This is a genomic window from Dialister hominis, from assembly GCF_007164725.1.
GTDB lineage: Bacteria > Bacillota > Negativicutes > Veillonellales > Dialisteraceae > Dialister > Dialister hominis.
In genome coordinates this window covers 141,051-157,597 of record NZ_AP019697.1, presented here as the reverse complement: position 1 = coordinate 157,597, position 16,547 = coordinate 141,051, and the positions used below count along the sequence as shown (strand labels likewise).

Sequence of the window (16,547 nt, the reverse complement as noted above, 5' to 3'; positions counted from 1 at the left end):
GATTTTTATTATAATCCAAAGCATAAAGAAGTGCAAAAAGGAGTGATTCTCATGAATAACGGACTGACAGCAGCAAGAAGGGCGCCGCGCATTGAGACGAAGCACAATACGCGCTGGCTCACCCTCTGCGGCTTATTCATGGCTATAAACATAGGACTGTCCTCGTTTGGCCTTCCCGTACCGGGCGGTCATCTCTACCTCAATGATATCGTCATCGTGGCAGCGGCATTGATCCTCGATCCCCTCGGTGCTTTCCTCGTCGGAGGCGTCGGCGCGTTTCTGGGAGATTTTTTCTTCTACCCTCTCCCGATGTTCGTATCGCTTGCGACGCACGGCATCCAGGCCATGGCGATTTCCTACCTCGTCCATAACTACCACGGCGAACACAAAATGCGCCGGATAATCTTCGCGGTCCTCGTCGGCGCTGTCATCATGGTCGTCGGCTACTCGCTCGGCCGCGCGTATGTCTACAGCACGCCTGCCTATGCATGGATCAAGCTTCCTTATGAAATCCTGCAGGCTCTCTTCGGCGTCATCTGCGGTCCCTTCCTCGTCTGGAAATGGAAACTGGACGACCTCGCCCGCCGTATGATCGACGGAGACTATTAAGTTCACAAAGAAGGCATCCCTTTTCTTGCCTTCTTTTAAATTACCCTTTTTTCAGGAAATTTCCCATTTCCTGTACCTTTTCCCATTTCGAAAGGAGCATTCTTATGGCAAACGAAAGATATGAACTGAACAAGGAACTCGCGCAGATGCTGAAGGGCGGCGTCATCATGGACGTCACGACCCCTGAGCAGGCAAAGATTGCAGAGGACGCAGGCGCGGCTGCCGTCATGGCGCTCGAACGCATCCCGGCGGATATCCGTGCAGCCGGCGGGGTCTCGCGCATGAGCGACCCGAAGATGATCCGCGGCATTCAGGAAGCTGTCTCCATCCCTGTCATGGCCAAGTGCCGCATCGGCCACTTCGTCGAGGCGCAGATTCTGGAAGCGATTGAAATCGACTACATCGACGAAAGCGAAGTCCTCTCCCCGGCAGACGATGTGTACCATATCGACAAGACGAAGTTCAAGGTGCCCTTCGTCTGCGGCGCGAAGGACCTGGGCGAAGCGCTCCGGAGAATCAGCGAAGGTGCTTCCATGATCCGCACCAAGGGCGAACCGGGCACGGGCGACATCATCCAGGCCGTCCGCCACATGAGAAAAATCCAGAAGCAGATCGCTGACACGGCGGCCAGACGTCCGGACGAACTGTATGAAACAGCAAAAGAGCTCCAGGTTCCCTACGATCTTGTCCTCTATGTCCATGACCATAAGAAACTCCCCGTCGTCAACTTTGCTGCCGGCGGCGTGGCCACTCCGGCCGATGCGGCTCTCATGATGCAGCTCGGTGCAGAAGGCGTCTTCGTAGGATCCGGCATTTTCAAATCCGGCAATCCTGCCAAGAGAGCCGCTGCCATCGTCAAGGCTGTCACGAATTACAACGATCCTGAAATCCTCGCGAAACTCTCCGAAGACCTGGGAGAAGCCATGGTCGGCATCAATGAAAATGAAATCAAACTCATCATGGCTGAACGCGGCCAGTAAGGAGGAGATATGGCAAGAATAGGAATCCTCGCTCTGCAGGGCGCCTTCATCGAGCATGAAAGAATGCTGCGCGAAATGGGCGCTGACTGCATCGAGATCAGAAATACGAAACAGCTCGCAGAGCCCCTCTCCGGGCTCGTCCTCCCCGGCGGCGAAAGCACCGTCCAGAGAAAACTCCTCATCGAAGAAGGACTTCTTCAGCCGCTGAAGGAAAAAATCCAAAAGGGCATGCCGGTCCTCGCCACCTGCGCCGGCCTCATCCTCCTCGCCAAGGAAATCGAAGGAGGAGACCCGGTCTGCTTCGGCACCCTTCCCGTCACGGTGAGAAGAAACGCCTACGGCAGGCAGCTCGGAAGCTTCATCACGGAAGAAGAATTCAAGGGACTTGGAAAGATCAAGATGAACTTCATCCGCGCCCCCTACGTCGTCTCCGCCTCTCCGGAAACAGAGATCCTAGCAAGGGCTGATGGGAATATCGTAGCCGTCCGCTACAAACACCAAACCGCCCTCGCCTTCCATCCGGAAGTAGGAACGGATGAAAGGATCCATGAGATGTTCTATGAAGAAGTGTTGGAGTGTGGGGAGTGGTGAGGGATTAAAACCTCAAAAGCAAGGGAAAAAGATTAAAACCTTAGAAAGCAAAGGAAAACCGGACAACCAAGGCTGACGCCTTGAGAAAAACCATAAAACCTCGCTGCGCTCGAGGAAATGCAACTCATCCGTCGGCTCCGCCGCCACCTTCCCTTCCAGGGCAAGGTCAAGACCGGCCTACGGCCCTGAAGATCAGAACTCTGTACATCGCAGTTGATAATAACCGTTCACGACGATGCGGAAGGTTTTGACCTGCCCCAGCGGGGAAGGAGTACCGGCTTATCATTTGCACTGGTCAACGTATTTTGGACACAAAATCTCAAAAATTAGATGTCAAAAAATTAAATAAGTGAAATTAAATGAAATTGTGTAACTCTTAATTTGGACAAAAGGCATTAACCTGCTTAAAAACCATATTTTTCTCTGTACTGCTTTGGTGTAAGGTACTCCAGTGCATATGCCGGGCGCTCTTCATTAAAGAACTTGACGTATTCATCAATCTGACCCGCTACGCCCTCTGTTGAAGTAATATGAAAATCTGAAAACAGCTCGGCTTTCATCCATCCATTAATGGATTCCATGGCTGCATTATCCGTTGGCGTTCCTGCTCTGGACATGGATCGTGTGATGTTATACGCCGGGAGCAGCTGGTTGAAATCCTTTGATGCATATACTGATCCCTGATCAGAATGAAGAATATGCTTAACGCCGGGGAATTTCTTCGTAAATTCAAGGTAGTCGTGCAGTCCGTTAATATATGTCATACGGTCTCCACGCCTTGAGGAAAGTGCGTGGGCGACAATCTCGTTATTCCAAAGATCCATATATATCGTCAGCTCATAGTATGTGTTCTTTACGTAGAATGCAGTCATGTCAGACACAATACATTGCGAGGGCCCATCTATGTTAATCCCTGCAAGCAGCAGATTTGGATAAGTCCTGGATTCACCAGGCTTTTTGTACTTATAGTGTTTGGAAACACTCTTGATCCCGGCCAAACGACAGCATTTATAGGCGTATGATTCAGACATGAAGAGGCCTGTGTCAAGCAGAAGCTTGGCCCTTAGCCAGCGGTATCCGTGGGATGGATACTTCTTATGCCATTCCTTGAGCAGTTCTATGGTATCCAAAAGACGATTCTTTTGTTCAGAAGGATGCCTGGTATGATACAGCCAATAGTAGAAGCTGCTACGCGGAATACCCAGCCTTTCACAAAGCAATTCGACAGGGAAGGAGCCGGAAAGCGCGACGATTACTTCGCAGTCTTTTTGACGTAAGTAATGAGCTTTTTTTTTGAATCATCTTCTTCTACTACTTCGTAACCAAGCTTCAGCCGCTCTTCTCTTATCCTGGCATCAATCAAGGCGCTGATGAGATCTTCCTTGGACATTTTCTGGTATTCATCGAGTTTGGCCGCTTCAGGAATAACTTTTGCTTTGGCAAGACCGTAATCACGGGGCTTGGATGTTTTAGGTGGAAGATGGTTTGTGTTCCTATACATCCTCATATATTCTCTAGCAGTTTGAGCACTGATGCCGTATTTGCCTGCAGCTTCGTATTTATTGATTTGATCCTCATAAATCTGGCGACCAATGTTCATACGCTCTTTCTTTGTGTACTTCATAAGACTGCCTCCTGTATGAAATCTGAATGTGGCGTCCAATGTTTTTAATTCTGATTCCAATATACTACAAAGGCTGTCTAAATTCTTATCCCACCCCTGTCCAGTCTTAGCATAGCACTCGAATTTAACTGTTGCCGGGAAAGGGGTGCAGTATTCATCGGTTTTTATAAAAGGTTCCAACGAGCAAAGCGAGGTTGGCATGTTTTCCCATTCGCCATACTTGGCGGTTGTACGGTTTCTATATAAGAGCCTTAAACCAGTCTTCGACTGAGGAACTACTGTATCCGTCGGCTCCGCCGCCACCTAGTACCATATAAGTGTAGTCAGATAGGTCGCTCCTATCTACTGCACTTATTTTTTCGTATGATATGGGAAGCAGTTGGTCTGTCGAAAGCCCACCTTGGTGCAGATGCTTTTTACTGCCACCGCAGAGAAGTGCGACAGCCAACCCCTTGTTGTATGCGCCCGAGTAAGCAGGTTGTCCCTTTCATAGAGAGGCATACGTGTAACAAACTAGGTTGGGATAGGTAATAAGTGTGGCTGGCTACAAAAATCCAACTGACTGCTAAACTTTTGTAAAGGAGGACGAATTAGTATGACTCGTATCAGTGCCGGTGTTGATGTGTCAAAGAACAGGAGTACCGTATGTATTATAGACCAGGACGGGAAAGTCATTATGCGGCCGTTTCTTGTCTGGCATTCGACTGAGGAGCTCGATTTTCTTGCAGATACGCTCAAGAGGCTTAATGGAGAGGTTAGAGTCATTATGGAATCGACCAGTATTTACCAATATCCGATTGCTCTTCACCTTAAAGAAAAAGGAATTTTTATCTCTATCGTCAATGCGTATAAAGTAAAGAAATTCGCTAATACAGATTTTAGAGGCGGCAAAACGGATAAGAAGGACTCCCGCACCATTGCCAGTTACGGAATTAGTTATTGGTATAAGCTATTGGAATGGCAGATTCCCAAAGACACCTATTTTAACCTGGATCTGCTAAACAGAACCTATATGAATGCAAAAAAGCATCGTCAGATAATCCTTCAGGAACTGCAGCATTATATTGACTGTGCCATGCCGGGAATGGATAAAGAGCTTCATTCTCTCAATCTAAACACCAAGAAGGACTTCATGCTGGATTTTGTGGAGAAATTTTGGCATCGTGATGAGATCGTAAATATGACAGAAGCCGAATTTACCGAAGTTTTCACTGCTTGGGCAAAGGAAAAGGGATACCGCCCAGGCAAGGGTAAAGCCGCTAAGATTTACGCGATTGCCAAAAGCTGTATCCCTTATTACCCAGCAAATCCAACGGTTAAAACCATTCTCCAATGTATCGTCGACAAGCTGAGCGGAGTCAACAGGACTCTTGTCACCATAGTAACACAAATGATTGAAGAGGCCAAGAAACTTCCTGAATACCAGATTGTTAGAGAAATGCCAGGCGTTGGAGATCCATTAGCAGCAAGATTCTTCGGCTCCGCAGGAGATATCCGGCGATTCAAAAACTCAAAGGCACTGGTCGCATATGCCGGAATAGATTCACCTCCCGATGAATCCGGAGATCTCAGTAGTACGCATAGGCATATAACAAAGAAAGGCTCGAAAGTATTTCGTGACACTGGTTACGAAATAATGATGGCTTTAAGGTCTCAGAAGAGAACATAAGAAAAGGTCAGGAAAAATCCTGATGTTTATGATTATATGCTCAGGAAAGAAGCAGAGGGAAAGCCACCAAAAGTAGCAAAGATCGCAGCATTGAACAAATTCTTACGGATAATATATGCACGAATAAAAGAGTTATACGATAATATGGCACTTGCAGAAAGAGCCAAAACTAAAACCAGATCCAAAACCAGAGCTAAAACTAAAGTCACCGCCTAAGCTCAATGAATTAGCAAGATTTAACTAAAGAAAAGCGCGAAAAAACCGAGGGAAAGATCGGCCTTTTTGTGCTGCCAAAATTAAGTAGAAGAAGGGAAAAACGCCACATTTGAAAAAAAGTTGTAAAAAAATGAAATTGGCACTTGCTTTTTGGTAGCAGGACTTCTCCTCCCGGAGCAAGGTTAAAGGCGTACCTTGGCCTTTTAGCGGCGCTGCGTGAGCAGCATCAGCATCCTTTCCCCAATAAAAAAGCAGTCCTTTTCGGGCTGCTTTTTTGATTGCAATCTTTATTTCTTTTCGTCTTTTGGTTTGGACAGGATGATATCTAGGCCGGCCTGGTCGAAGATGTCGGTTTCGCTGGCGGGGCCTATGATGAGGAGGTTTCTGTATTTGCCGTCTACGTGGGCAGCAAAGGCTCTGATGTGGAGCGGGATGAGGTAGTTGTCTGCTACGAAGACGGGGTTGATGGATGCGGTGTAGATGTTTTCGTATCCCTTGAGTTTGTGGATCTGTTCTACTTTCGGGATGCGGACGGAGAGGATGCCGTAGGGGATTTCTTCTCCTTCCAGTTTGACAGCAGATGCTGTCTTGAGGAAGACGTCGTTCAAGCCGTATTCGAGGCGCAGGAGGGCTACGTTGTAGGTGTAGAGCTGGCGGATGGCGTCCTGGGAGAGGTTTCCTTTGACGAAGAATTTGCTGTATTGTTCGTCGGCAAGGTCTCCTTCGTACTGGGCGCCGGTGACGAATGCGGCTGCTGTGATGTCTTTCTTTTTGACGTTGACGACGCCGCTGTAGATGATGTCTTCTTTGGTAAGGTTCGGGAGCGGCGCGTAGGTGATGTTGTTTTTGAGTTTTGCGTCTTTGAAGTAATCGTCGCCTTTGGTTCTCGGGTAGAGTGTGTCGGGAAGGGCAACCTGCGGCTGTACCTGTTTTGCGGCAAGGCTGGCTTCGGCGGCTTTCTTGGCTTCGATGACTGTGTTATCGTCCTTGGGTTTGACGGCGCTGGTATCTGTCTTTGCTTTGATAGTAACGACAGGTTTCGCAGCCGGGGCTGGTGCTGCTTCTGCGGCGCCTCCTCCCATGCCGGTCAGTGTCATGGCGCTAAAGACGATGGCTGTTAAAAGCTTTTTCATTTGCCTGCTTCCTCAAGGGCTTTGTCGAAGAAGGTGTCGAGGTATTTTCCGGATGCCTGGTCGGCTACGAAGACTGTGTAAATGGTGCTTGTGCCGCTTCTTGTGATGATGCCCTTTGCGAATACGGGGATGACGAATCCATCTTTATGGACAAGGGCTTTGACGGAGCCGGTGCGGTAGGAAAGCCCGTTCTTGGAAACTTTGTCTTCCCAGTGGGAGTTTTCAGTAATTTCTACTTTCTTGCCCCATGCGGTCTGCATGCCATCCAGGACATCGCCGCTGTTTTTGATTTCGCTGTTTTTGATTTCGCTCTTTTCTTCTTTGGCTTCTTTCTTCGTTTCTTTCTTTGCTTCTGCCTTTACAGTTTTTTCTGTTGCTGCTTTGGTGGCTGCTGCCTTGACGGTTTCGCCTTCAGCAGCTGTTTCTTCGGCAGCAGGAGCGGCTTTGCCCTCGGTGACTTTATTGTCAGCGGAAGCGGCTGCTGCGGTTTCCGGTTCAATGACCGGGGATGCTTCTGCCTGGGCAGCGTTCAGTGCGAGGAGAAGTTTGGTCATGTCGTTATCGGAAACGGCGATGGAAAGGACCATTCCCTGGTAGTAAGTGTCATTGGCAGAGGCGCAGACCTGGTAGACTTTGGCAGATTTCAGGATGCTGGCCGCAACGGAGGCAAATTGTTTATTGTTGACGGAGTTTTCAGGAAATACATTGCCCTGAGCGAGGATTTCCTGGATGGTGCCTTCGACGTTGCCGGTCAGAAGCCAGTCATGGAACTGTCCGCCGAAGAAGGTTCTTTCTCCGGGAAGGACGCTAATGGAGCTTCCAAGGTCGAGTTTCTGGTCTCCTGCTGTTGTGATGGAAGCAGCAGAAACTGCGGATGCGCCGGATACGAGAATCATTGCCGCAGCGGAAGCGGCGAGCCATTTTTTCAATTTCATGTGATCACCTTTTTATAGATAAATGAGTTTCTTCGAATTTCGAGGTATATAGTTTATTATATCATTTTCTAAAGCAGGTGCAAAAAAAGAGCGGCATCAGCAAAATGTGTGATCATTTTGCTGATGCCTCTTTGGAGGTGGGAGTATTAGCGATGAAAATCTTATGAGCAATTGTAGTGAAGATGAAAACCATACAACCGAGCTGCGCTCGTGGTAATCAACCCTATCCACCGCAAAGCGGTCCCCCTTCCCCGTCTGGGAAGGCAAGTATTAGCGGCGCTGCGGGTTTTGTCATTTCCTCTGCCCTTTTTTATCTGTTCTTGAGGTCGTCTTCGATGATCTGGGTCTTTAGGGCCTGGAGTTTGTCGGAGAGGTTGACTTCCATGATGTTCGGGTTCATGAGGCGTTTGTATTCCGGCCAGAGGGTTTCCATCTGTTCGTTGGCATAGGCGATGGTTTCTTTGAGGGTCGGGAGTGGTTCTGCTTCTCCGTTTCTCATGACAGGCTTGAGCATTTCTTCGCAGGTGTACTTGCCTGCTTTGAGGTATTTCTTTCTCCATTTAGCGGATTCGGTGACGAGGGTGAAGTCTCCGCCGTCCGGTTTTGCTTCGTTTTCGAGGCAGATGAGGTCGGTGATCATTTTGCCGTTGTCTTTTCTGTAGAAGCGGCGGACGGTCTTGATGCCCGGGTTGGTCATCTTGGATACGTCGTTGGAGATTTTCATGACGGGTTCGAAGCCGTCACCCTGTTCTCTGGCGCTCATTTTGAAGACGCCGCCTAGGGCGGATGTGCCGTCGGCTGTGATGATCTTGGTGCCTACGCCCCAGCTGGTGACGGTGCAGCCCTGTTCTTTGAGGGACTGGATGAGGTATTCGTCAAGGTCGTTGGAGCCGGAGATGATGGCGTCGGGGAAGCCTGCTTCTGTGAACATGCGGGTAGCTTCGCGGGATAGATAGCCAAGGTCACCGCTGTCGATGCGGATGCCGTATTTCTTCGGGAGCTGGCCTTTGGCTTTGAGTTCTTTGAAGACTTGGATGGCATGCGGTACGCCCATTTCAAGAACGTTGTAGGTGTCGGCGAGAAGAATGAGGTTGTCATGGTACTGACGGACGTATTCTTCGAAGGCTTCGAGTTCGGTGTCGAAGCTCATGATCCAGCTGTGTGCCATAGTGCCGAGGACGGGGATACCAAAGAGGCAGCCGGCTTCTACGTTGGATGTGCCGTTGAAGCCGCCGATCATGGCAGCGCGTGCGCCCCAGAGTCCTGCGGAGTGGCCCTGCGCACGGCGAAGGCCGAATTCCATGAGTGCGTCTTTCGGTGCGACGGTGCGGACGCGGCGTGCTTTGGTAGCAATGAGGCTTTCATGGTTCATGATCATGGAAAGTCCTGTTTCGATCAGCATGGCTTCGGTGGTCGTGCCGTGGAAGCGGAGAAGGATTTCTCCCGGAAATGCGACGGTGCCTTCCGGCATGGCATAGATGTCGCCATGGAAGCGGAAGTCTTTCAGGTAGTCGAGGAATTCCGGATAGAAGATGCCAAGGCTTCTCAAGTACTCGATGTCTTCTGCATCGTAACGGAAGTTCTTCACGAAGTCGACAAGGTGCTGAATGCCGGCCACGACGGTGTATCCGCCGTCGAATGGGTTCTTTCTGTAAAAGCGGTCAAAGACGACTTTTCTTTCGTGCATGCCTTTCTTGAAAAGCGCATTTGCCATTGTCAACTGATAAAGGTCCGTAATAAGCCCGTTTGAAGCCATTTTATCCTCCTCCGAAATTAATTACAGGTAAATAATGATTGTATCTTTAGTTGAAGATTATACCACTTTCATCATGAATCGTATACAAAAAAGGAGAAAGTGCATAAATTGCAAACTTTTCTCCTTCTTCTTTTCATTTAGGCAATACTTTTATTGTTTACTTATAATACGCATTCTTTGACGTTCCCGTCGACGGATGTCACTTTCACGCGGGCGCTGTCGAGGCGGAACACGGTCATCTGGCACTGCAGGAGCGCTTCGGGGTCCTGTATACTGTCACGATACGATTTCACGACGGCTTCATGCACGCACTCGCGCTGGTCTTCATTGAGCCTTCCGATGACGGAAATCCAGGATTTGTCCGGATGCGTCGCACAGATTTCCATCTGCGGATCGGCTTTCAGCCGTTTGTACAATGGTGAATCCTTCGGTGTGAAGATGCAGAGTTTTCCTTCGTAAAGGTAAATGCCATTCAAGGGGCGCACGCGCGGCTGCCGTGCGTCTTCCGTGGCGATGTAAAAAACGCCGCATTCACGCAGGTATTCGCGTACTTTTGCGCTGTTTTCCATATTTCATTCCCCCATTTCGCGGATAAGCATCCGCTTTTCTGTCCGCAGCCTCTATCCGCGGACCTTATTTCGATTTGTTCTGGTTATATTGTACTCCCTTTCATGGAAATTGTCTGTATGGCGGAGCAGATTGGGGTTATTGAAAACATTTTGAGGAATGGTAAGAGGATGTGGGGAGGGGGATGGGAAAACTGTAAAGATGGGGGAAAAACATACAACAAGGGAAAAACAGAAATGCTTGATAAAACCATACTGCCGCCTTACAGGCTGGGAAATGAACCTCCTCAGGCGCATGCGCGCCAGCTCCCCCTACGGGGCGAGCTCAAACACCCTTAAACCAAGGCTAACGCCTTGAGGAAGACCTCAAAACCTGGCTGCGCTCGATGAAATTCAACTCATCCGTCGGCTTCGCCGCCACCTTCTCCTCCCGGAGCAAGGTTAAGACCGGCCTACGGCCCTGAAAATCAGGACTCAGTACATCGCAGTTAATAATATCCGTTCACGTCGATTCGGAAGGTTTTGACCTGCCCCAGCGGGGAAGGAGTACCGGCTTTCAGCTGTTGCCGGGAAAGGGGTGCAGTATTCATTGGTTTTTATAAAAAGGTTTCACGAGCAAAGCGAGGTTGTGTGGTTTCGCACTTGACCTTGCTCTGGAAGAGAAGGTGCCCGACCTTAAACTCTTATGTCGGGCGGATGAGTTGCATTTCGTACAGACGTTAGTCTGGTTGTGTGGTGTTTTAGTTCGCGCTCCGTCGCGGTTGTACGGTTTCTATATAAGAGCCTTTAGATTTTAAGGCGCACCTTGGCACTTTGACGCTTCTCCCCCCTCTCCATTCGAAAAGCCAGGTTCCGTTTAGGGAATCTGGCTTTTTTGCTATCTTTTTTATTCTTTTGGCAGTGCGCTTTGTCTGTCTGGGAGGATGGTGACTTTGGCATCTAGGTGGGTCAGGATGTCTATGACCATGTCTCTGGTGTCGGCTGTGGAGTTGATGCGGCAGGTGGCTCTTTTTGGATCCAATGTGGTGAGGATGCCGAGGTACTCGTAGCCTTCTATGATGCGGTTGATGTAGTTGACGTCGCTTGGGTCTATTTCTATGTAGACGGCTGTGTCTTCAAGGTCTTTCATTTTGCGCGCCTCCTGAGGATGGTGTATGGCAGGAGCGGGGCATCTGTCGTCAGGGTGAGTTCTTCGAGCGGATGCGGGGCTTTGTCTACGGTTTCGCCTTCGCTATTGACGAGGGATCCTACGGTCATCTGGCCTACGTCGCCTTTCGGTGTGAGGTATTCGAGGACTTCGCCGACTTTGAAGTGGTTTCTCTGCTGTACTTTGAAGGTTTTTCCTTCTTCTTTTGTTTCGAGGATGAGTCCTACGAAGTCATAGGGCTGTTCGGGCTGGGAGTGGTCGTATTCCTGGGCGGTCTTGTCCGGGTTCTGGAATGCGAAGGCTGTGGTGTACGGGCGGTGGGAGACTTTTTCGAGTTCTTCTCTCCATTCGGGGCGTACTTTGTAGTTTTCGCGTTCTTCGTAGTATGCGTCGATGGCTTTTCTGTAAGCGGCTACGACGGCTGCTACGTAGTAGACGGATTTCATGCGGCCTTCGATTTTAAGGGAGGAGGCGCCGCCTTCGATGAGGTCTTTGATGTTATCGACCATGCAGAGGTCTTTGCTGTTGAATACGTAGGTGCCGTGTTCGTCTTCTTCGACGGGCCAGTATTGTCCCGGTCTGGATTCTTCGACGACGCTGTATTTGAAGCGGCATGCCTGGATGCATTCGCCTTTGTTGGACTGGCGGCGTCCGTTGGTGAAGAAGTTGGAGAGGAGACAGCGGCCGGACCAGGAGATGCAGAGGGCGCCGTGGCCGAAGACTTCGAGTTCGATGTCGACGCGGCGGCGGATTTCTGCCATTTCCTTGAGGGATACTTCGCGGGCAAGGACAACGCGGGATGCGCCCATGTCTTTCCATGCTTTGACGGTGCGCCAGTTGGCAGAACTTGCCTGTGTGGAAACGTGGATGGGCAGGTTCGGTGCGACTTCGCGGCAGAGCTGGAATACGCCGAGGTCGGAGATGAGGGCTGCGTCTACGTGGATTTCCTCCAGGTACTTCAGGTAGCTGTCAAGGCCGACGAAGTCTTCGTTTCTCGGGATGATGTTCACGGTGACGTAGACTTTGCGTCCCATGGAGCGTGCGTATTCGACGGCTTCTTTCATTTCTTCAGGGGAGAAGTTGCCGCCGTACGCGCGCAGTCCGAATACTTTGCCCGCCAGATAGACGGCATCGGCTCCGTAAAGAAGGGCCATTTTCATTTTTTCCATTGTTCCCGCCGGTGCGAGAAGTTCCATTTTTTTCATCGTTTACCTCTTTATATCTTTCGGTGAGGAAACGGCCAGGCCGTCTCCCTCTTCATAAATGACTGTATTGTATTTTTCCTCTACATAGGAAATGTATTCCCGGAGGCGCATGACGAGTGTCCGGTAGCGGTGCGCTACGGGCTCGCTGCTTCTGACGAGTCCCCGGAAGAGGACGTTGTCGGCGCAGATCACGGCGCGCGGGGAAAGTTTCGGCTCGATTTCCATAAGTTCCCTCAGGTACTGGCCTTTGGGGCCGTCGAGGTAGAGGAAATCGTAAGTGCCGGATAATGTTTTCAGGATGTCCGCAGCATCGCCCAGGTGGCAGTGGACGCGGTCTTCCATGCCTGCTTCTTTCATGGCGGAAACGGCAATTTCATGTCTTTCGGGATCGACTTCGATGGTGTCGATTTCGGACGAAGGAAATCGCTCTGCCAAAAGGAGCGCGGAGTATCCGATCGCTGTCCCTATTTCCAGGATGCGCCCGGGCATAACGGGCTCTGCGGCCTCAAGAAGGAGGTCTCTTTCCGCAGCGCGTATGATGGGCACATTGTCTCTTTCAGCGATGGTTTCCAGTTTCTTTTTGATGGAGGCGGTATCAGGAGCTTGATCCATAGATGGTCTCCGTTTCTGCCCGGTGCTCGTCGTATGTCTTGGTGAAGACATGGTGTCCGTCTTCTTTGGCGACGTAGTACAGGTACTCGCCCGGCTGGGCTTTCAGTACGGCACGGATGGCTTCCATGCCCGGGCTTCCGATCGGTCCGGGCGGCAGGCCCGGATGGATGTAGGTATTGTATGGGGAGTCGATCTTCGTATCGGCGACGGTGAGTTCTTCTTTCTGCGCACCAAGGGCGTACTGGACGGTCGCGTCGATCTGGAGCGGCATGCCGACTTCCAGACGTTTCAGGATGACGGATGCGATCGGCACCTGGTCTTCCTTGAACTTTGCCTCGCGTTCGACCATGGATGCGATGGTGATGAGGTCATGGAGCGTCATGTGCTTCGCTTCGGCTTCCCTGCGGATTTCCGGCGTCAGCATTTCGTTGGTTCTCTTGTACATGACGTCACAGATCTGGCGCGCGGTATAGTCTAGCGGGAAGCTGTATGTATCCGCGAAAAGGAAACCTTCGCCTTTGACGGGCGCGGCGACCGGGCCGTACATGTACGGAAGCGGTCCGTAGGTCGATGCTTCCTTCACAAAATCCGGAGTGCCGGCGATTCCAGACTTGGCAAAGATCTCGCCCATCTGACGGACGGTGCTGCCTTCCGGAATCGTGACGGTCACGGTATCTGCCTTGCCGCTCTTGAGTTCCTGGGCAGCCTCACGGATGGAGAGGCCCTGATGCATCGAGTAGACGCCGCTCTGAAGCTTCGTTCCGTCGCCGAGAATGCGCATGTAGAAGCGGAACATTTCACTGCTCTTGATGACGCCCTTCTTTTCGAGCATGTCCGCAATGTATGTCCCTGTCGCTTCTTTTGGTACGCTGATAGTGACCTTGCCGGAAAGCGAAGGCCTGTCGACAGCATAGAAATAGAATCCGCCCGCGAGAATCAGGAGCGCGAAGAGTCCGCAGCCAAGTGCTGCCATCTGCTTCTGCGTGAGATGCCTGATCCGGTCAACGGGACTTTCCTTTTCCGGTGAAGAAATCTCGGGAGCTTTTACTTCCGGCTTGTTCTCCCCGGAATTTGTCTTTTTATCGTCCAAATTGCACCTCAAGAGAGTACACTCACTTCCGCCGAGATCCCCCGACTCTCCGAAAGTAAAATTCAAAAATGAGACGCTTATATTATATCATATGAATGAAAATTCTCTGTTTTCCTTCGCAAAGCCCCTGTTTTCCGCCTATTTCCCTGCCGCGCAAAGCAGGAAGAATCGCGAAAAATAGAAGGAAATCCGCTGCTCTCCCCTCGCTGGATTTCCCTTCTTTTTATTACTACGCCGCCGTGCGTGTCATGTTTTCTTTATATGTATTTTAATATATTCTATTATATATACTGGTTAATATTCGGCCTTTTTGAAATATAATAGGATTACATGAAGGATTAGTTTCAGGATTTCCCAGAGGGGAATTAGCCTCCTCGTGGCCTGCGGCTGGTCCTTCATGACACCAAAACCAAAGGATTAACTTCAGGATTTCCCAGTGGGGAATTAGACCCCTCTTGGCCTGCGGCTGGTCTGATGGAGAAAAGGGGCTGTGACCTAATGTGCAATCATTTCGTCACAGTCCTTTTTTCTATTGGAAAATTCCGGCAGGGGATACTAACAAATGTATTTATTGGTTCTATCTGAAAACCTCAAGAGATGCTTCGCCTTTTTATAAACTGCACCTCTTGAAAACCACAAAACCAGCCTTCGGCTGACGAACTACATCTCATCCCCGGTCCCCGACCGGACCTAGTACAATAGAAGTGTAGTAGATAGGTCGCTCCTATCCGCTGCGCTTATTGCATATAATTAGGGAAGTAGATGGCTTGACGGCGACCCACCGGTCCGTTTACTGGACGTGGAGAAGAGGGTCAGCCTTCCCCTTATTATGTGTGCTCGCGTTAGGCAGGTTTATCTCCGTGTTCGTGTAAAAAAACTAGTTTGAGTGGTAATAAGTGTGTGAAGGATTAGCGTCTACCAACTACAAATATCTTTTATAGGAGGTCACTTATGATCTGTGTAGGTATTGATGTATCCAAGAGAAAAAGTACGGTGTGTTTCATGGCGCCTGGCGACAAGATCATCCGCAGGCCCTTTGATGTTAAGCACACAAAAGAGGAACTTCAGCCTCTGGTCGATGAAATTCGGGTACAAGCAAAGTATGACGAGATAAAAGTCGTCATGGAATCAACAGGCGTCTATCACCTGTCGATAGCCTATTTCTTGCAGCAGAATGGGATTTTTGTATCTGTCGTCAACGCTCTGAAGGTTGCTAATTTTAATAAGGCAGAGAACTTCAGACACACAAAGACAGACTCCATCGACTCCACGAATATTGCCAGATATGGAATCGCTTATTGGGCAAAGTTACCGCAATTCGATCTTAATGGAGATAAGTATTTCCTCTTGAAGAGACTCTGCGATGCTTATCTTAACTTTTCGGAGGAAAGAAGCCGCATCCTTCTCCAGCTGCAAAGTCAATTGGAGCAGACCATGCCAGGAATCTTCGATCTTTTCGGAGGATTCGACATAAACAGCGGTAAAGACAAACTGCTGGATTTCCTGGAAAGGTATTGCCACATTGAGGATATTATTGCTAAATCGGAAGCAGAATTTGTCGCATCTTATTGCGGATGGGCAAAAGAAAAAGGATACCGTTCCAATGAGAGTAAAGCAGCGACGATCTACGCTCAAGCAAAGAATGGTATCCCTTCCATCCCCAATAATCCAATTGTTAGAGAAACCATCATGTGGTATGTCGGATTACTGAGAAGAGCCGACGAAACTCTTATGGCTAGTTTAACACGAATGGAAGATATAGCCAGGGATCTGCCGGAATATGAACTCGTCGGCGAGATGGGCGGAGTCGGAAGAGTTACCAGAGTAGCGCTTATTGCCCAGATCGGAGATGTGAGACGCTTTAAAAACAAGCATTCTCTGATCTGCTTTGCAGGCCTGACCCCATCAATACATGAATCAGGGAAATTCCGAGCCTTGCAGAATCACATAGTAAAGAAAGGTCCTGCGCGGCTGCGGAAAGTATTGTATCAAGTAATGATGTTGTTAGTTATGCATAAAATCCCCAAAGATGATGCAGTATATAGGTTCATAAAGAAGAAAGAGGCAGAAGGAAAGTATAAAAAAGTAGCAAAAGTAGCAGGAATGGCTAAGTTTTTACGAATATACTACGGCCGGGTGATGCATTTGTATCGCGACTTAGGCCTTGCTGCGTAAATAAGGCAAACAAGTGAAGAAAAGCGGAAAAAGCCGAGTGTGAGATCGGCTTTTTCGTAGTGCAATGAATTAGTCGGCCAAACTCCAAAATCTAATCAGTTAGGATCAGTCAGGAAATCCGACAAGAAATTCTATAAGAAATTCAAAAAATACCAAAAAATTAAAATTGGGGCTTGTTCTTGTGTAGCAGGTCTTCTCCTTCGGAGCAAGGTTAACACCCTTAAACCTCACTTCGTTCG

General features: G+C 49.5%; 16 protein-coding genes. 6 read left to right on the top strand and 10 right to left on the bottom strand.

Features of this window, described 5'->3' with window-relative positions; translation table 11 throughout:
• Positions 1–51: 51 nt before the first annotated feature.
• From Dia5BBH33_RS00715 to pdxT, 3 genes are all read left to right on the top strand, one after another.
• Entirely contained in the window at positions 52–609 is a 558-nt protein-coding gene (locus Dia5BBH33_RS00715) for an ECF transporter S component (RefSeq protein ID WP_108850127.1), read from the top strand.
• 104 nt (positions 610–713) lie between these two features.
• The gene (pdxS, locus tag Dia5BBH33_RS00710; RefSeq protein ID WP_022382933.1) at positions 714–1,589 is read left to right on the top strand and encodes a pyridoxal 5'-phosphate synthase lyase subunit PdxS; all 876 of its coding nucleotides are present in this window, start codon (positions 714–716) and stop codon (positions 1,587–1,589) included.
• 9 nt (positions 1,590–1,598) lie between these two features.
• Positions 1,599–2,180, top strand: coding sequence for a pyridoxal 5'-phosphate synthase glutaminase subunit PdxT (gene pdxT / locus Dia5BBH33_RS00705; RefSeq protein ID WP_143332149.1), 582 nt, complete (start codon positions 1,599–1,601; stop codon positions 2,178–2,180).
• A 404-nt stretch (positions 2,181–2,584) separates the two neighbouring features.
• On the opposite strand, the gene Dia5BBH33_RS00700 is transcribed toward pdxT, so the two are convergent.
• Positions 2,585–3,433 (bottom strand): IS3 family transposase, encoded by an 849-nt coding sequence (locus Dia5BBH33_RS00700; protein WP_117899158.1) that lies wholly within the window; start codon positions 3,431–3,433, stop codon positions 2,585–2,587.
• A complete protein-coding gene (locus Dia5BBH33_RS00695; protein WP_022381565.1) occupies positions 3,433–3,804 on the bottom strand; it encodes a hypothetical protein in 372 nt (123 codons plus the stop codon). Before Dia5BBH33_RS00695 ends, Dia5BBH33_RS00700 begins: the two co-directional genes overlap by 1 nt.
• Before the next feature lie 595 nt (positions 3,805–4,399).
• Between Dia5BBH33_RS00695 and Dia5BBH33_RS00690 the strand changes: the two genes are divergently transcribed.
• The gene (locus tag Dia5BBH33_RS00690) at positions 4,400–5,473 is read left to right on the top strand and encodes an IS110 family RNA-guided transposase (protein ID WP_143332148.1); all 1,074 of its coding nucleotides are present in this window, start codon (positions 4,400–4,402) and stop codon (positions 5,471–5,473) included.
• A 503-nt stretch (positions 5,474–5,976) separates the two neighbouring features.
• On the opposite strand, the gene Dia5BBH33_RS00680 is transcribed toward Dia5BBH33_RS00690, so the two are convergent.
• The 4 genes from Dia5BBH33_RS00680 to Dia5BBH33_RS00665 all read right to left on the bottom strand — a co-directional run bounded on the left by Dia5BBH33_RS00680 (position 5,977) and on the right by Dia5BBH33_RS00665 (position 10,082).
• Positions 5,977–6,822 carry a hypothetical protein gene (locus Dia5BBH33_RS00680; RefSeq protein ID WP_143332146.1) on the bottom strand — a complete coding sequence of 282 codons (846 nt, stop codon included), beginning with the start codon at positions 6,820–6,822 and terminating at the stop codon, positions 5,977–5,979.
• Positions 6,819–7,757 carry a hypothetical protein gene (locus Dia5BBH33_RS00675; protein WP_143332145.1) on the bottom strand — a complete coding sequence of 313 codons (939 nt, stop codon included), beginning with the start codon at positions 7,755–7,757 and terminating at the stop codon, positions 6,819–6,821. Before Dia5BBH33_RS00675 ends, Dia5BBH33_RS00680 begins: the two co-directional genes overlap by 4 nt.
• A gap of 310 nt (positions 7,758–8,067) precedes the next feature.
• Positions 8,068–9,513: a nicotinate phosphoribosyltransferase gene (locus Dia5BBH33_RS00670; protein ID WP_022382937.1), complete on the bottom strand. Its 1,446-nt coding sequence runs from the start codon at positions 9,511–9,513 to the stop codon at positions 8,068–8,070.
• A gap of 161 nt (positions 9,514–9,674) precedes the next feature.
• Positions 9,675–10,082 carry a pyridoxamine 5'-phosphate oxidase family protein gene (locus Dia5BBH33_RS00665; protein WP_022382938.1) on the bottom strand — a complete coding sequence of 136 codons (408 nt, stop codon included), beginning with the start codon at positions 10,080–10,082 and terminating at the stop codon, positions 9,675–9,677.
• Between the two features lie 117 nt (positions 10,083–10,199).
• Between Dia5BBH33_RS00665 and Dia5BBH33_RS00660 the strand changes: the two genes are divergently transcribed.
• Positions 10,200–10,418 (top strand): hypothetical protein, encoded by a 219-nt coding sequence (locus Dia5BBH33_RS00660; RefSeq protein ID WP_022382939.1) that lies wholly within the window; start codon positions 10,200–10,202, stop codon positions 10,416–10,418.
• 547 nt (positions 10,419–10,965) lie between these two features.
• On the opposite strand, the gene Dia5BBH33_RS00655 is transcribed toward Dia5BBH33_RS00660, so the two are convergent.
• From Dia5BBH33_RS00655 to mltG, 4 genes are read right to left on the bottom strand one after another with little or no spacing between them, the layout of a single operon-like run.
• The gene (locus Dia5BBH33_RS00655) at positions 10,966–11,208 is read right to left on the bottom strand and encodes a DUF4911 domain-containing protein (protein WP_022382940.1); all 243 of its coding nucleotides are present in this window, start codon (positions 11,206–11,208) and stop codon (positions 10,966–10,968) included.
• Positions 11,205–12,431 (bottom strand): peptidase U32 family protein, encoded by a 1,227-nt coding sequence (locus tag Dia5BBH33_RS00650; RefSeq protein WP_022382941.1) that lies wholly within the window; start codon positions 12,429–12,431, stop codon positions 11,205–11,207. Before Dia5BBH33_RS00650 ends, Dia5BBH33_RS00655 begins: the two co-directional genes overlap by 4 nt.
• A 3-nt stretch (positions 12,432–12,434) precedes the next feature.
• Positions 12,435–13,043: an O-methyltransferase gene (locus Dia5BBH33_RS00645; RefSeq protein WP_022382942.1), complete on the bottom strand. Its 609-nt coding sequence runs from the start codon at positions 13,041–13,043 to the stop codon at positions 12,435–12,437.
• Positions 13,027–14,133: an endolytic transglycosylase MltG gene (gene mltG / locus Dia5BBH33_RS00640; protein ID WP_232518060.1), complete on the bottom strand. Its 1,107-nt coding sequence runs from the start codon at positions 14,131–14,133 to the stop codon at positions 13,027–13,029. Before mltG ends, Dia5BBH33_RS00645 begins: the two co-directional genes overlap by 17 nt.
• A gap of 951 nt (positions 14,134–15,084) precedes the next feature.
• Between mltG and Dia5BBH33_RS00635 the strand changes: the two genes are divergently transcribed.
• On the top strand, positions 15,085–16,308 hold the full coding sequence (locus Dia5BBH33_RS00635; RefSeq protein ID WP_143332144.1) for an IS110 family RNA-guided transposase: 1,224 nt from the start codon (positions 15,085–15,087) through the stop codon (positions 16,306–16,308).
• The last annotated feature ends 239 nt before the right edge of the window (positions 16,309–16,547 follow it).

Bases quoted from the DNA above. Each gene is read 5' to 3' on its own strand.
- Dia5BBH33_RS00715 (WP_108850127.1), top strand. From the start codon at position 52: ATGAATAACGGACTGACAGCAGCAAGAAGGGCGCCGCGCATTGAGACG.
- pdxS (WP_022382933.1), top strand. From the start codon at position 714: ATGGCAAACGAAAGATATGAACTGAACAAGGAACTCGCGCAGATGCTG.
- pdxT (WP_143332149.1), top strand. From the start codon at position 1,599: ATGGCAAGAATAGGAATCCTCGCTCTGCAGGGCGCCTTCATCGAGCAT.
- Dia5BBH33_RS00695 (WP_022381565.1), bottom strand. From the start codon at position 3,804: ATGAAGTACACAAAGAAAGAGCGTATGAACATTGGTCGCCAGATTTAT.
- Dia5BBH33_RS00690 (WP_143332148.1), top strand. From the start codon at position 4,400: ATGACTCGTATCAGTGCCGGTGTTGATGTGTCAAAGAACAGGAGTACC.
- Dia5BBH33_RS00680 (WP_143332146.1), bottom strand. From the start codon at position 6,822: ATGAAAAAGCTTTTAACAGCCATCGTCTTTAGCGCCATGACACTGACC.
- Dia5BBH33_RS00675 (WP_143332145.1), bottom strand. From the start codon at position 7,757: ATGAAATTGAAAAAATGGCTCGCCGCTTCCGCTGCGGCAATGATTCTC.
- Dia5BBH33_RS00670 (WP_022382937.1), bottom strand. From the start codon at position 9,513: ATGGCTTCAAACGGGCTTATTACGGACCTTTATCAGTTGACAATGGCA.
- Dia5BBH33_RS00665 (WP_022382938.1), bottom strand. From the start codon at position 10,082: ATGGAAAACAGCGCAAAAGTACGCGAATACCTGCGTGAATGCGGCGTT.
- Dia5BBH33_RS00660 (WP_022382939.1), top strand. From the start codon at position 10,200: ATGGCGGAGCAGATTGGGGTTATTGAAAACATTTTGAGGAATGGTAAG.
- Dia5BBH33_RS00655 (WP_022382940.1), bottom strand. From the start codon at position 11,208: ATGAAAGACCTTGAAGACACAGCCGTCTACATAGAAATAGACCCAAGC.
- Dia5BBH33_RS00650 (WP_022382941.1), bottom strand. From the start codon at position 12,431: ATGAAAAAAATGGAACTTCTCGCACCGGCGGGAACAATGGAAAAAATG.
- Dia5BBH33_RS00645 (WP_022382942.1), bottom strand. From the start codon at position 13,043: ATGGATCAAGCTCCTGATACCGCCTCCATCAAAAAGAAACTGGAAACC.
- Dia5BBH33_RS00635 (WP_143332144.1), top strand. From the start codon at position 15,085: ATGATCTGTGTAGGTATTGATGTATCCAAGAGAAAAAGTACGGTGTGT.